The 13,011-nt window shown below is 55.3% G+C and carries 9 protein-coding genes; 5 read left to right on the top strand and 4 right to left on the bottom strand.

Going from position 1 to position 13,011, the window contains the following annotated elements; genetic code table 11:
• Positions 1-57: 57 nt before the first annotated feature.
• Together Pan181_RS10635 and Pan181_RS10640 are read right to left on the bottom strand one after the other, a co-directional pair.
• Positions 58-1,872 (bottom strand): glycoside hydrolase family 2 protein, encoded by a 1,815-nt coding sequence (locus tag Pan181_RS10635; RefSeq protein ID WP_231943803.1) that lies wholly within the window; start codon positions 1,870-1,872, stop codon positions 58-60.
• Between the two features lie 128 nt (positions 1,873-2,000).
• Positions 2,001-3,062 carry a family 43 glycosylhydrolase gene (locus Pan181_RS10640; protein WP_145246793.1) on the bottom strand — a complete coding sequence of 354 codons (1,062 nt, stop codon included), beginning with the start codon at positions 3,060-3,062 and terminating at the stop codon, positions 2,001-2,003.
• Between the two features lie 469 nt (positions 3,063-3,531).
• Here Pan181_RS10640 and Pan181_RS10645 point away from each other — a divergent pair, with 469 nt between their 5' ends.
• Positions 3,532-5,166 carry an arylsulfatase gene (locus tag Pan181_RS10645; RefSeq protein ID WP_145246794.1) on the top strand — a complete coding sequence of 545 codons (1,635 nt, stop codon included), beginning with the start codon at positions 3,532-3,534 and terminating at the stop codon, positions 5,164-5,166.
• A gap of 13 nt (positions 5,167-5,179) precedes the next feature.
• Here the strand turns inward: Pan181_RS10645 and Pan181_RS10650 are convergent, their stop codons facing one another.
• Together Pan181_RS10650 and Pan181_RS10655 are read right to left on the bottom strand one after the other, a co-directional pair.
• Positions 5,180-6,118 carry a dihydrodipicolinate synthase family protein gene (locus Pan181_RS10650; RefSeq protein WP_145246795.1) on the bottom strand — a complete coding sequence of 313 codons (939 nt, stop codon included), beginning with the start codon at positions 6,116-6,118 and terminating at the stop codon, positions 5,180-5,182.
• Positions 6,115-7,296: a sialidase family protein gene (locus Pan181_RS10655; protein ID WP_197529148.1), complete on the bottom strand. Its 1,182-nt coding sequence runs from the start codon at positions 7,294-7,296 to the stop codon at positions 6,115-6,117. The genes Pan181_RS10650 and Pan181_RS10655 overlap by 4 nt, the downstream gene beginning before the upstream one ends.
• Before the next feature lie 265 nt (positions 7,297-7,561).
• On the opposite strand from Pan181_RS10655, the gene Pan181_RS10660 reads away from it, so the two are divergent.
• The 4 genes from Pan181_RS10660 to Pan181_RS10675 all read left to right on the top strand — a co-directional run bounded on the left by Pan181_RS10660 (position 7,562) and on the right by Pan181_RS10675 (position 12,984).
• Positions 7,562-8,650, top strand: a complete 1,089-nt coding sequence (locus Pan181_RS10660; protein ID WP_197529149.1) for a GntR family transcriptional regulator — start codon at positions 7,562-7,564, stop codon at positions 8,648-8,650.
• Positions 8,651-8,686: 36 nt separating this feature from the next.
• Positions 8,687-10,225, top strand: a complete 1,539-nt coding sequence (locus Pan181_RS10665) for a LamG-like jellyroll fold domain-containing protein (protein ID WP_145246798.1) — start codon at positions 8,687-8,689, stop codon at positions 10,223-10,225.
• 185 nt (positions 10,226-10,410) lie between these two features.
• Positions 10,411-11,892: an exo-alpha-sialidase gene (locus Pan181_RS10670; RefSeq protein ID WP_197529150.1), complete on the top strand. Its 1,482-nt coding sequence runs from the start codon at positions 10,411-10,413 to the stop codon at positions 11,890-11,892.
• A 150-nt stretch (positions 11,893-12,042) separates the two neighbouring features.
• Complete coding sequence (locus Pan181_RS10675; RefSeq protein ID WP_145244898.1) at positions 12,043-12,984, top strand: IS5 family transposase; 942 nt, start codon at positions 12,043-12,045, stop codon at positions 12,982-12,984.
• Positions 12,985-13,011 lie beyond the last annotated feature (27 nt).

A 13,011-nucleotide genomic window follows, 5' to 3' on the forward strand; every position in this document is an offset into this window, starting at 1 on the left:
TAAGGTTGCAGCTGGTAGGCATGGCTTCGGCCCATCACGCGAACCAGCGCGGCTGCATTACTTCTCATCGGCCGGTACTTCGTACAACGGCTGATGCAGTTTCGCCAGATCCTCGGCTGGCAACTTGATGACCTTGCGGTCGTAAGTCATCAGGCCGTTGATCTCGCCTTCGACGTCGGTGGTCTGGGTGTAAACACCAGCGGCGATGCCTTGCAGACGGAGCGAGTTCAGACGCTCGATCGAAGTCTCGTAGCGCTGCTTGTACTCCTCTTTCGTCTGCGGCAGGTCGCCGTAGCCCCAGTTGCGGGTCTCGGGGTTCCAGAGGTGCTCCTTGATGGGATACCCATGGCCGCCGAACTCGCCAACCACTTTGATGAAGCCATCGAAGCGGCCCCCTTCTCCTCGTTCGAAGGGGAATCCAGGGTGCGGATACTGGTGGGCGTCGACCACATCGCCGACTGGCCAGAAGTTACCGCCGCTGGCGATGTTCACCAGGCGCGAAGGATCGCGTTCGACAGTCCACTTGCCGACTTCCATCGTGCGGTGCTGGCCCCATGCTTCGTTGAACGGAACCCAGACCACGATCGAGGGATGGTTCTCAAGCGTATCGATCATCCGCTCGAGTTCTACCATGTACTGCTCGTGGGCGCTGTCGGGCCACTGGGCGTCTTCGGGATTCGGAGCCAAGCGGGTCCAAGCGGGACCCTTACCGGCACTCACCTGATCTTGCCAGAGCATGATGCCGAGCTTGTCGCAGTGATAGTAGTACCGACGAGGTTCGACCTTGATGTGCTTGCGAATCATGTTGAAACCGGCCGCTTTGAGGTACTCGATGTCGCTGGCCATCGCTTCGTCCGAAGGAGGAGTCAGCAACCCATCGGGCCACCAACCTTGATCGAGCGGACCGAAGTGAAAGATGGTCTTCCCATTCAGCGTGAACCGCAAGTTACCATCTTTATCGGTGACCTTACCCACGGTGCGAATACCAGCGTACGACTTCACCGAATCCGCCGACGAGCCATCGGCAGCGAGCGTACTAACTTCCAGCGTGTAGAGATGCGGTGAGTCGGGCGACCAGAGCTTGGCGTTTTCGATCGTAAGTTCGATGCTGTCTTGATCGCTCATTTGCTCGGCGACCACTTGCTCGCCATCCTTCACCACGACCTTTACCTTGGCTCCCTCGGCTGCCCCCTTCAGGGTGGGACGCACGGTGATGCTGCCATTCTCGGCGTCGGTCGCGATCTTCAGCTTCTCGATGTAGCTGGCAGGAACCTGCTCGAGCCACACGGTTTGCCAGATGCCCGAGACGCGGGTGTACCAGATGCCGCCGGCGTTGAACACTTGCTTGCCTCGAAGCTGATACTCTTGGGTGTTGTCTTCCACACGCACGATAAGTTCGTTCTCGCCAGCTTTCACTTCGTCGGTGATGTCGAAAGCGAAGGGAGTGTTACCCCCTTTGTGAGTGCCGACCGAAGAGCCGTTGACGAATACTTCGCATTCGTAGTCGACCGCTTCAAAGTTCAGCAAGGTTCGCTCGTTCTCCACAGGAGTCGCGGTGAACGTGCGGTGGTACCACAAGGCGTCCTTCGGGGTGAGCAGTCGCTGCACCCCACCGAGTCGGGATTCCAGGCAATAAGGCACTAGGATCTCGCCGTCCCATTTCTTGGGAGCGTTCTTGCGGGTTTCGAGCCGGACCGCGTAGTCCCATTTGCCATTCAGGTTTTGCCAATTGCTGCGTTCCAGTTGCGGGCGAGGATACTCGGTCCATGCGTTCTCGGCAGTGACCTCCTCGCCCCATTTGGTAATGAGCTCCGAGGCGAATGGCTTCTTCACTTCGCGTTCATTCGCTTCTTGCGCGTTGGCCGGAGCCATCGGCAGGCTGCAGCAAAAACAAATTGCTGCCAGGCAACTGCCAAGGCGAAATGGTTTCGAGTGGAAACGTCCAAGCAGGTAATCACTCATCATTTGTTCTCGGGGATTTGTGGAAAGGAAGACGATAATTACGGCCGAGCCAGGCTCGTTAAATCGATCGCGATATCACGATCGCAGGTCAGCTGCCCCTGTTCGAGGCTCAACTCGGCCATTTGCAAATAACTGATTTTCTGGTGCGGAGTCCGCTCTTCGGGCGGTGGGGTTGGGTACGGACGATTCGGTTCGGTGTGATAGAAAACGAACGCCCGCTCGCCGACGACCGCCACACTAGGGTGACGCGCGCGGCTGTTATCTTGCAAGCCGGTACCTGGTTCGAGCAAGATGCGAGGTCGTTGCGTCCAGGTGATCGCGTCCGCGGATTCGTACACCGCAAGCCCTTCATGGGGATCGGTTAGCATCCAGTAGCGATCTCGCCAGCGAAACACATAAGGGGCTTCCTGGTAGCCGAAGCCGCGCTGCCGGGCTGGGGCGTTCACGTCGCCGGGGCATTTGCCTTGCGGAGTCCATTCGCTCAGGTCGGTGCTGGTGGCCCATTGAATGCCACCCCCCTTCCCGACGCGATAGTACGCGCGATACTCGTCGCCGATTCGCAGCAGCGAGGCGTCGATCGGATCGGGCTGGTTAAAGTTGGGGACATTAACAAGCTTCCAGCCATCGAGCGGTTGAGTGGCAGAGGTCACGTAGTGCCGAATGACTCCTTTACCTCCCCAGGGAGGAATGGCGTTTTCTTTGTAAGTGACAAACATGTGCAGCGAGTCGCCATGGCTGATGATGCCCGGCGCCCAAAAGGTGGTCGACATGTCGGGCTTGCCTGGCACTGCGTCGAACGACACGTAGCCGCGAAACGTCCAGTGCACAAGATCGGGCGACGAAACCGCACCGATCGGCGTGCCCACGTAGATCGCTATGTCGCGCGTGGCTCGACGTGCGGTGTAGTAGATCCACCACTCCTGGCTGCTGTTGTTCCAAACTATTTCGGGATCACATGATCCGTTGTAGTGGGGATCGGTAAATAGCGGTTTGCTAGGACTGTCGGCCGCGGAGAGTGCTGGTTCGTCGGCTATGCAGGGACAGCAACACACACACGCGACCATGCATAACGCCAAGCAAAAACTGTGAGAATAAGTCATCTCAAGTCGTCGTGTGATGTGGGTCCAAGCTAACGTAAGCGGATTTTGGCAACAGCCGCCCGCTTACAAAAGAGTATAGGTTAAAAAGTTTGCGGAACTCGGCGCGCAAGTTCCTCGATGGCCACCAGATCCTTGGAGTACCAAGGAAATAGGAGACAAAAAAGGGTGTAATTGAGCCGTGCGATCGGCACGTGTTCTTGGTTCTCGTGTAACCCTCTTGTGATGAGCAAAAACTACTCAACCAACAAGGGGAACCGCCGGAGAGAATCAAAAATCACCGATTCGCAAAGCCCAGGTGGGTATAGTATATTGTTTCTTGGCTGGCAAAATCTTTACGTAAATCTCTGTAGAAGGCGGCAATTCGTCAGCTTTTTTGGTTCTCCTTCGCAGGCGATGCTTGGATTCTTCCATGGATTACTCAGGCTGTGCGATACCATTGCCTGAGCACAGATCATAGTTAGGCACTTCGATGAATGCGTTCCGATGTCGTGCAATCAGTGTTTGCGCAGCGATAGTCGTTGGTTGTTGTTGGATTACTGAAGTAGCGAGTCGTGCAGGTGCGGCCGAACGCCCGAATATCATTCTAATGATGGTAGACGACATGGGATTTTCCGATCTCGGTTGCTACGGCAGTGAGATCGACACACCAAACATTAATCGCTTGGCTGCTGGTGGCGTCCGGTTTGCTCAGTTCTATAACACGGCTCGTTGCTGTCCTACTCGCGCTACGTTGATGACCGGCATGCATCCTCATCAGACGGGCATCGGTCATATGACCAACTCACCGACGCACGTGAACGATGACTCGGTTCCAGCTTATCAGGGATACTTGAATCGCAACTGCGTTACGATCGCTGAGGTGCTGCGCGAGAGTGGCTACGCCACACTGATGGCAGGCAAGTGGCATCTTGGTTTCCACGATCAGAAGCTCTGGCCCTTGCAACGTGGGTACGACAAGTACTTTGGTTGCATTCCCGGCGCGACTCGCTATTTCTTCCCCACGCATCCACGCGGTATGACGTTCGGCAACGAGGCCATCGCGAAACCCGAAAGCACGACCGACGAAGCGTTCTATACCACCGATGCCTTCACTGACTACGCGATTCGCTTTATCGACGAGCACCAGCAAGCACAGAGCGAAAAGCCTTTCTTTCTGTACTTGGCTTACACTGCTCCGCATTGGCCGCTCCAGGCATTCGAGGACGACATTGCCAAGTATCGGGGTAAGTACAAGATGGGGTGGGATGAACTACGCAAGCAGCGCTACCAACGCCAGATCGAACTAGGCTTGATCGACTCGCAGTGGGAACTCTCACCTCGCCCCGAGTCGGTTCCCGCCTGGGATTCTCTGAAACCGGCTAAGCAGGACGAGATGGAATTGAAGATGGCGATCTATGCTGCGGTGATTGATCGCATCGATCAAAATGTCGGCAAGCTTGAAAAGTACCTGACTGAGCATGATCTGCTGGATAACACGTTAATCGTCTTTCTTTCCGACAATGGAGCATGTGCCGAAGGTGGCATCCTCGGACGCGGTGAGTTCTACGATGTCGAGAAACGCAATCAGCAAAACGATAACTCCTATGGCGAAGCATGGGCGAATGCCAGTTGCACTCCGTTCCGGCTTTACAAGCATTTTGCCCACGAAGGGGGAACCTCGTCTCCGTTCTTCATGCATTGGCCGAACGGCGTAAAGCAGCAGGCCGACTGGTATCAAAGCCCCGCCCAGCTGATCGACATCATGCCAACGTTGATCGACGTCGCAGGTGCAACCTATCCGACGACCTACCAGGGGAACGATATCTTGCCAGGCGATGGTGTTTCGCTGCGTAGCGCGTTTACCGGAGAGGCCCTCGGCCGCGAGAATCCGATCTTCATTGAGCACGAGCACAACGCATTCATTCGCGATGGAAAATGGAAGCTCGTGGGGCGAAACGTTGCCAAGCCTCGCCGGATCGATGCGGCGCAGTGGGAGCTTTACGACCTCGAAGTCGATCGTACCGAATTGCATAACCTGGCGGCCGACATGCCCGAGAAGGTGAAGGAGATGGCCGCCAAGTGGAAGGCGTGGTCGAAAGAAGCGAAGGTGTATCCTAAGCCGTAGCTTCGGCGAAGCGTTACGGTTGTTGCACGATGAACTCCGGAATGGTGCGCTGCGCCATCTCACGTAGCGCGGGAACTACGCTGGAGGGAATCGAGCGGTAAGGCCACCTCATGTTGGGGCCAATGTCGCACCATCCCCCTACTTGAGTCAGCAATCGGTCGCAAGCCGCATTGCAGAAACGCTGTTCGGTAATGAAGGGTTCGATCGACTCTCGCATAAAGCGGCGGATGCGTTCTTCCACCTCAAGGGCAGCCGGCAGGTTGTTGAGCATTTGATCGTACCAACGCTGCGCTGCCGCAGGATTCAAGCATGCGACGTTTGAGTACGCGCCATGCGCGCCTTGCGATATTCCAGTAGCAAGCGTATGCCCGGCGACAAAAACGCTTAGCCGCTCGAACAGCGGTTGCATCTTGGTGTACCACTCGGCATCCCCACCGGCGACCTTAATACCAACCAGTTGTGGTACTTCGTGGGCCAGCCGAGCAAGCTCGTCGACCGACAGCACGACTTTGGAGTGTGGTGGGTTGTACAGCACGAGCCCCACGCCTGCGGAATCATCGGCAATGCGTTGGAGAAACACGATCGCTTCGTCGATGGTCACCGGAAACCAATCGGGCAAGATGACCTGGATGGCCGAGGGACGCAGGAACGTGGCAAGGCGAACGCGTTGCCGACTGATTATGGCCGACGTATGGCTGGCGCCGATTTGAAATGGCATGCCAGCCGACTCACATTTGTCAGCTAGAAGCTTTCCAATCGTGGCGAACTCCTCCTCGGTCTGCGCATGAAACTCGCCTGCGGTGCCATTGCAATAGATACCATCGACTCCAGCGGCGATGAGCAGGTCGATCTCGACCGCGATGCGTCCCAGGTCTAGTGACTCATCGGCGTTCCAACTGGCCAGCAAGGTTGCCCAGTTGCCGCGTATCTCACGGCTTGAGAGTGGCTTCATGGTTGGTTTTCCAGCCATTCGATCGTGAAGGTCGCCAGCGTTAGTTTCTTGTAATCGTCCTTTTCGTAAAGCAGACCGACTTGGTGATTCGGCAACACCACTAGACAAGAGTACGCTGCACCACCGGCGTAGATCTCTCGCGAAACCGGCCAGGTTGTTCCTTCGTCGTAACTGAGCCAAATAGTCATGTGAGAACGCTTGGTGCCTTGAGGGCTCGCAAACAAAATGCGACTCTTGCTACCAAGTTGCTCATCGTCGGGCCACGAGTAGCGAATGACCGTCGCCTGGCACACGGGCGTATCGAGAGTCTCGTCGAGATAGAGTGAGTCCCATTTGCTGCCGCCGGTGTCGCTCGCGGCCACGGCCCGGCGGTTCTTTCCGTGATACGACCGCATGAATTGCAGGATGGAACCATCCGCCTGCTCGACGACGGCCGATTCGTTCGTGCGATCTTCGTGCACGCCGCCCAGTTGCCATGTGTCACCATGGTCGTCCGACCAAAACACATGACTTCGGTAAGGGTGTGCTTTGGGATTCGAGTGATCCGAATGGTTCGCTGGAATCAATAGCCGCCCTGCGTGCGGCCCGTGAACGAGTTGAATCCCATTGCCGGGCCCCGTGGCGTACCATCGCCAGTGCGGTTGGCGAACCGACTCGCTAATCTTTTTTGGCGTCGACCAGGTGAGTCCGTCGTCCTCCGATTTCAGCATGTACACATGACGCACGTCTTCGCTCGTGCCCGCCATGATTTGGCTCTCGTGATCTGATCCGAGGTTCCAAGTACAAGCGAGCCAAATGACGCCGGTTTCTTGGTCGACCACCGGGGCTGGGTTACCACAGGTATTGCTGCCATCGTTCCAAACTACGACAGGCTCCGACCAGGTTAGCCCCTGATCGGTCGAGCGACTGCAAAGCAGGTCGATATCGCCAGCGTCGCCCCGCCCTTCTTTCCTACCCTCGCAAAAAGCGAGCAGCGTGTCTTCGGTGGTCGCGACGATCGCGGGAATGCGGTAGGTGTGGTAGGCACCTTGTCCCGATACGAACACGTCGACTTCGTGAACCGTCGAGTTTTCTGTAGTCGAGCCTGATGCATCGGCTGCATCCGCGGGACGGAAGGCAGTTGCACACATAATCAACGCTAGGACGAGTTGGAAGCAGTGGAAACGTGTCGGCGACATGCGAATCTCCCGAGATAAGAAGGCAGAGAGCAAATTGGCCCGGTTCGATGTGGTTTCTACGAGATCTTCCCCAGTCCGAGGTGTCATCTTAGAGCACGTGGGGCCAGCCTGAAGGCTAGTGAGCTGCAATAGTGTCTGGAAAACAGGTGTTTAAAACATTTCTGAAAGCGTAGAAATAATACTTGACCTAAGGCAATATAATAGTATCATGCGGGCAACGACTCAAGTCGCTGGCGGTATTTCTTGTCTTTTCAGTTGTAGGGTCATGGCTAAGCGAGCGGTTTCTATTACTCCGCAAATTGCTGATTTGGCGGAGTTGCTGATCGAGGATATCAAGTCCAGGCAATTGCAGCCGGGCGATCGCTATTTCTCTACGGCCGAAGCTTCTGAGTTTTTGACGGTCAGTACGAGTGCCGCTAATCGTGCGTTGCAACTGCTCGCGCGGCGACAGATTATCTCGCGACAACAGCGACGTGGTGCATTTATACTCACTACTCCAGATACAACCGAACACTTGTTGCTGCACCGCGTGCATTTTCTCGTTCACCCACTCTATTTACGGACAGAAGGGGTTGGCAACGATCACATCCTGTTGGGGATGCAAAGCGAATTGCCGGGAGTTCACGTTCAGATCAGCTTCCTGCCTCAGGGGGATGAAGTGGGTCTGGTGCAGCAACTTATAAGCCAGGCGTTAGGGGCTGACACTACCGACGGTTTTGTATTGGTGCGGGCGAGTTGCGAGACGCAGCGGCTCGTCTCAGGATCGGGTTTGCCTGCGGTGGTTCACGGATCGGTGTATCCCGGAATTCGTGGTCTGGCCCGACTCGATCGCGATATGTGGGATACGGGCAAAATACTCACGAACTGGCTCCTCGAACAAGGTCATAAACGATTTGCGTATTTTGTCCGCCAAATCATCTACCCGGGCGATCATTCCACGCTCGACGCAATTTCCGCTGAGCTTGCGGGCGAAGGGTTTACCACCGATCGCCTGACCATGCGTGGATTGCCATCGGATATTCACGCATCGATCGCCGAAATTAAGACCGTACTCGACACGCCCGATCCACCGACGGCGATCATCTGCCGTACGCGTCGCATGGCGGAAGCGGTAGACGAAGCGATCAAACAGCTTGGATTGGAGCGAGGGAAGTTCGACATCACCTTTTGCGATTACTTCGCCCGCGACAAAGAAGAGGAGCGTTACGCGTTTGCGAAGCCGGTTGCCTCGGATGAGGAAATCGGTCACCACTTGGCCAAACTGCTGTTAGCTCAGACTCAAAACAGCATTGAAGAACCAGAATGTGTGGAAGTGCCAGTGGTGCTACAAGTACCGGGACGGCTTGGTTCCTAGTCTCATGAGGTAACAGCTTGACTTGAGGAGTGTCCAATGACGAAGAGACCTCTGTGGGTAATTGCTTTCACCTTTTCCTCTATTCTATTTGCTCAAACAACGCAGGCGGTTCTGGTGGCTCACTGGCCATTGGACGACATCGCGGGTAGCGGTACCGCACTCGATCAATCGGGCAACAGTTACGATGGCTCGATCGAAGGGGGAGTTACGCAAGGCGTCACCGACGGTGTCATGGGCGATGTGATGCAGCTCGATGGAGTCGATGGTCGCGTCGCTTTGTCCGACCATGTTTCCCAGTTAAACGAACTCACAAGTGGCACCATCACCGGGTGGTTTAACCACGGCAACACTTCGATTGGAGCCATTTTTACGCTTTCGAACAGCACCGTCGGTTCTACTGAAGCTCGCTTGTTCATTGAGAATAATCGTTTGCGGTACGACGTTCGAGATGAAAGCGGCAACCCCACCGGCGAAGCGGGATTCGTCGCTAGTCAAGAAGGTGTCGACGATGGAAACTGGCATCACTTTGCAGTCTCGGTCGATAGCGTGACGGAGCTCACGAACATATACCTCGACGGCGTTCATGTTGGACAGAGCTACGAACCGCTGTGGGGAAGTCTCACCGATGCCGCTTTGGCGCTCGATACCATGGCAGTCGGATCCAATACCGACAGCAGTGGCAACCAATGGTTCTACAATGGGCTGCTTTCCAACATTGCTCTCTACGACGACGTATTGTCGCATGGGCAAGTGCTCGATGTCATGCAAAACGGCGTAACCGCCTCGCCTGCTAGCTTGCCTGCACCTGGAATTCGTACTTCGGGAATCCTCGCCGACTATAAATTCAACGAGTCGCAACCAGGCACTGGGTTGGTGTCGGGCGATTTGCTTGTCGATGAAACTGGAAACCACAATGGTTTCGTTCTTAGCGACACCTTGAGCTACACCAGTGGTTTAGATGCTGGAGACTCCGCGCTTTCATTTAGCGACGATAGCGAAAGCTCGCACCGACTTTCAATTGCGAACGATAGTGACTTGTACATTTTGCCGGGCGAGAGCTTCACTGTGGAGTCGGTGTTTCGCACGTCACAGGTTGGTTCCACCATGGGATTGGTCTCTAAGAACGATACCGGCGGCGGAGAAATGTGGTTTCGTATCGAGGGAGATGGCGACGTGCGGTTCTTCCTCGACGATCATGCGACCACGACAGCTGCGGTGCGGAGCGACTCTACTTTGCTAGGACAAGAAATAACCGACGGCGACTGGCATCATGTAGCTGGCGTCTACGACGCATTGGCTGGGGAATTACGACTTTATGTGGATCATCAACTCGTCGATATGGTCGCTGCCCCCAATGCGTGGGGCTCACCCATCATGGGTGGAACCGCTGACTTGACGATCGGTGATTTCATTGGTGTAAGTAATCGAAAGTTCGTAGGAGATATGGATCAGGTGCGTATCTCCCTGGGAGCACTGAATCCGGATGATTTTGTAGCGATCGTGCCGGAGCCAGCAACCATAACCACAACGTTACTCGCGTTGGCAATGGCCGGTTTCTGGGCTCGACGCCGCTAAGCTTGGTTACGCGGTGGCAGCACCGGTCGGGTTGGCCTCGTCGTCTGCGACGAGGCTAACCCGGCTGGACCGCACGAACAATTGGAAACAGAGATCCGATACTACTTATGTTATAGGACTAGCTGATCATGCGACGATTGAGGCGGTTTCTCTCGTTGGGAATGGTGGTTGTGTGCACTTGTGCGATGAGTAGCACGCTGCACGCGGAAATTCACAAGCGAGTCGTATTTGAAAGCGGAAAGGAAGGTTACAACATCTTCCGTATTCCAACCATGGTGAAAGCGGCCAACGGCGATATTCTCGCTTTTGCCGAAGCACGATCGGGCGGCGATGCCAGCGAAATCGACGTGGTGATGAAACGCTCCACCGACAATGGCGACACCTGGGGGCCGCTTCAGGTGGTGATCGAAAACGATCACTACCGCGGCTGGGATGGCCTGCCAACCGAAAACGTAACCGCCGGAAATCAGTCCCCTGTCGTCGACCTGCTCGATCCTCAGCACCCAGGCCGAATCTGGATGCCCTTCACTCTCGAAAACGACCGAGTGTTTGTCACTTATAGCGACGACCATGGCAAGACCTGGCAAGCCGATAGCGATGGCCGCGCCCGTGAGATAACTGCTGCTGTCAAACCGGCTGGATGGGGATGGTACGCAACTGGCCCGGTGCACGGGATTCAACTTGAGCGCGGTACGCACGCTGGGCGGTTGGTGATTCCCTCGGACCACACCATAAGCGGCGATTGGGGTGCCCATGTCGTGTATAGCGACGATCATGGCGAGACCTGGGCGCTCGGCGCCGTGTACGACGAGACAAGCGGTGTTATCAAGCCGAACGAAAACGTAGCGGTGGAACTGGTGGATGGCTCTCTCTATTTCAACTCACGCGACAACGGAACCGCCCCGGGAACTCGTTCCATCGCCTACAGTCGCGATGGCGGCTTGACCTACGACGGACCGTTTGTCGCTGAGCCTCAGCTCAGCAGTCCGGTGGTCCAGAATGCGGTAGTTCGCTTTCAGGCGACCGATGAAGGAGACGACCAAAACATTCTACTACACTCCGCGCCGTCGAATCCGACGAGTCGCAACGATATGACCATTAGCGTGAGTTTCGACGAAGGAACCACCTGGGAAAAGTCGACCCTAATCCACCCGGGTCCGTCCGCCTACTCCGATCTGGTGAAAATCGATTCGCAACAGTTTGGCGTGCTTTGGGAAGGTGGAGACTCGCTGTACCAAGAGATCCTGTTCGGTGCGATGTCGTTCGACGATCTCGATCCGGTAGCATTCAATGGCGTGGAAGGAGACGTGAATCAGGACGGAATCGTTGATGCGCAAGATTTAGAAGCATTCGTCGCCAGTTGGGCTCCCAACTCGGACCGGTACTTCTTGGGAGGAGCTGATAGCTATATTAATGGCGACCTTAACTTCGATGGTACCCAGAATCTGCACGATGCAGTATTGCTACGTTCGTATCTACACGACGCGGGCGTCGCTACGGCTGGCCTGCAACCACTGTTTCACCCCGTTTCTGAGCCCGGTTCGCTACCGCTTGGGGTAGCTGGAGCTTTATCGCTGGTGCATTTTTCAAGAGCCCATCAGCACAACCGTAGTTCAGAGACCTCTTTTATTACCAATATGTTCACTACTCGATATTCTCTTCCATAGTGCAGAAGGTGACCGACAATGATGGCGTACACACCTCTTAATCGTATGTGTGAATGGCGGTTCGCAATGGCCTTGTTGAACAATTAGTCACAAACCTCCGTAAAAACTAACGTGGAATGGAACCACGTACCTTTTTTACGGAGATCGAACATGGCTACGAAAGAAAAACGAACCTACAAAGTCACGAACTGGAAGGAGTATAACAAGTCGCTCATCGAGCGTGGAAACATCACTATTTGGTTTAGCGACGAGGCGTTGGAGAACTGGGAACATCCTAACGACCAGACAAAAGTCGGTCGCCCTTTTGTCTTCAGCGATACGGCGATCGAGTGCTTGCTGACGATTCGCGAACTGCTGAAACTTCCCTATCGGCAGACTGAGGGATTCGGCCGCTCGCTGGTGGCGATGTTGGGCGTCGAGGCAGCGATTCCCAATTATTCTTCGCTCGCCAAGCGAGCCAGCAAGCTGAATGTTTCGCTCGATATCGCTAACAAGAGGGGCGACATCGATATCGTGGTGGATAGCACCGGCATGAAAGTGTTTGGCGAGGGCGAATGGAAGATGCGGACGCATGGCAAGTCGAAGCGGCGGACATGGCGGAAGCTGCATTTGTCGGTGAATCCTGACACCCGCGAGATTGTGGCGGAGATTTTGACCGAGAACAGTTGCCACGATGCCGATGCGGTTCCCGAAATGCTGGAGCAGGTGGAGCAGCCCGTAAAAAAGTTTCACGGCGACGGTAGTTACGACAAGTGGAAGGTTTATGAAGGGCTGGAATCCGAAGGCATTGAGCCGGTGATTCCGCCGCAGCACAACGCCAAGATCAAACAACATGGCAACTCTGCGGAGGAGCCTTTGCCCCGGGACGAGGCAATTCGTCAGATTCGACGCAAGGGGCGTAGGAGTTGGAAAGAGGAAGTGGGCTATCATCGTAGAAGCTTGGCGGAAACGACCATGTACCGAGTGAAACAAAGCTTTGGGAGCCATCTCAAAAACCGAGTATTCGAAAACCAACAAACGGAAGCCCGCTTGCGCTGTAAAATCATCAATCAATTCACCCAACTCGGGCTTCCACAGTTCGAGTGGAGTTAGTCAACAAGGCCGTTCGCAATACTCATT

Source organism: Aeoliella mucimassa (genome assembly GCF_007748035.1).
Taxonomy (GTDB): Bacteria; Planctomycetota; Planctomycetia; order Pirellulales; family Lacipirellulaceae; genus Aeoliella; species Aeoliella mucimassa.

What these genes read in the sequence shown, in the direction of transcription:
- Pan181_RS10675 (WP_145244898.1), top strand. Translation starts at nt 12,043, where the DNA reads ATGGCTACGAAAGAAAAACGAACCTACAAAGTCACGAACTGGAAGGAG.
- Pan181_RS10645 (WP_145246794.1), top strand. Translation starts at nt 3,532, where the DNA reads ATGAATGCGTTCCGATGTCGTGCAATCAGTGTTTGCGCAGCGATAGTC.
- Pan181_RS10655 (WP_197529148.1), bottom strand. Translation starts at nt 7,296, where the DNA reads ATGTCGCCGACACGTTTCCACTGCTTCCAACTCGTCCTAGCGTTGATT.
- Pan181_RS10665 (WP_145246798.1), top strand. Translation starts at nt 8,687, where the DNA reads ATGACGAAGAGACCTCTGTGGGTAATTGCTTTCACCTTTTCCTCTATT.
- Pan181_RS10640 (WP_145246793.1), bottom strand. Translation starts at nt 3,062, where the DNA reads ATGACTTATTCTCACAGTTTTTGCTTGGCGTTATGCATGGTCGCGTGT.
- Pan181_RS10670 (WP_197529150.1), top strand. Translation starts at nt 10,411, where the DNA reads ATGAGTAGCACGCTGCACGCGGAAATTCACAAGCGAGTCGTATTTGAA.
- Pan181_RS10635 (WP_231943803.1), bottom strand. Translation starts at nt 1,872, where the DNA reads ATGGCTCCGGCCAACGCGCAAGAAGCGAATGAACGCGAAGTGAAGAAG.
- Pan181_RS10660 (WP_197529149.1), top strand. Translation starts at nt 7,562, where the DNA reads ATGGCTAAGCGAGCGGTTTCTATTACTCCGCAAATTGCTGATTTGGCG.
- Pan181_RS10650 (WP_145246795.1), bottom strand. Translation starts at nt 6,118, where the DNA reads ATGAAGCCACTCTCAAGCCGTGAGATACGCGGCAACTGGGCAACCTTG.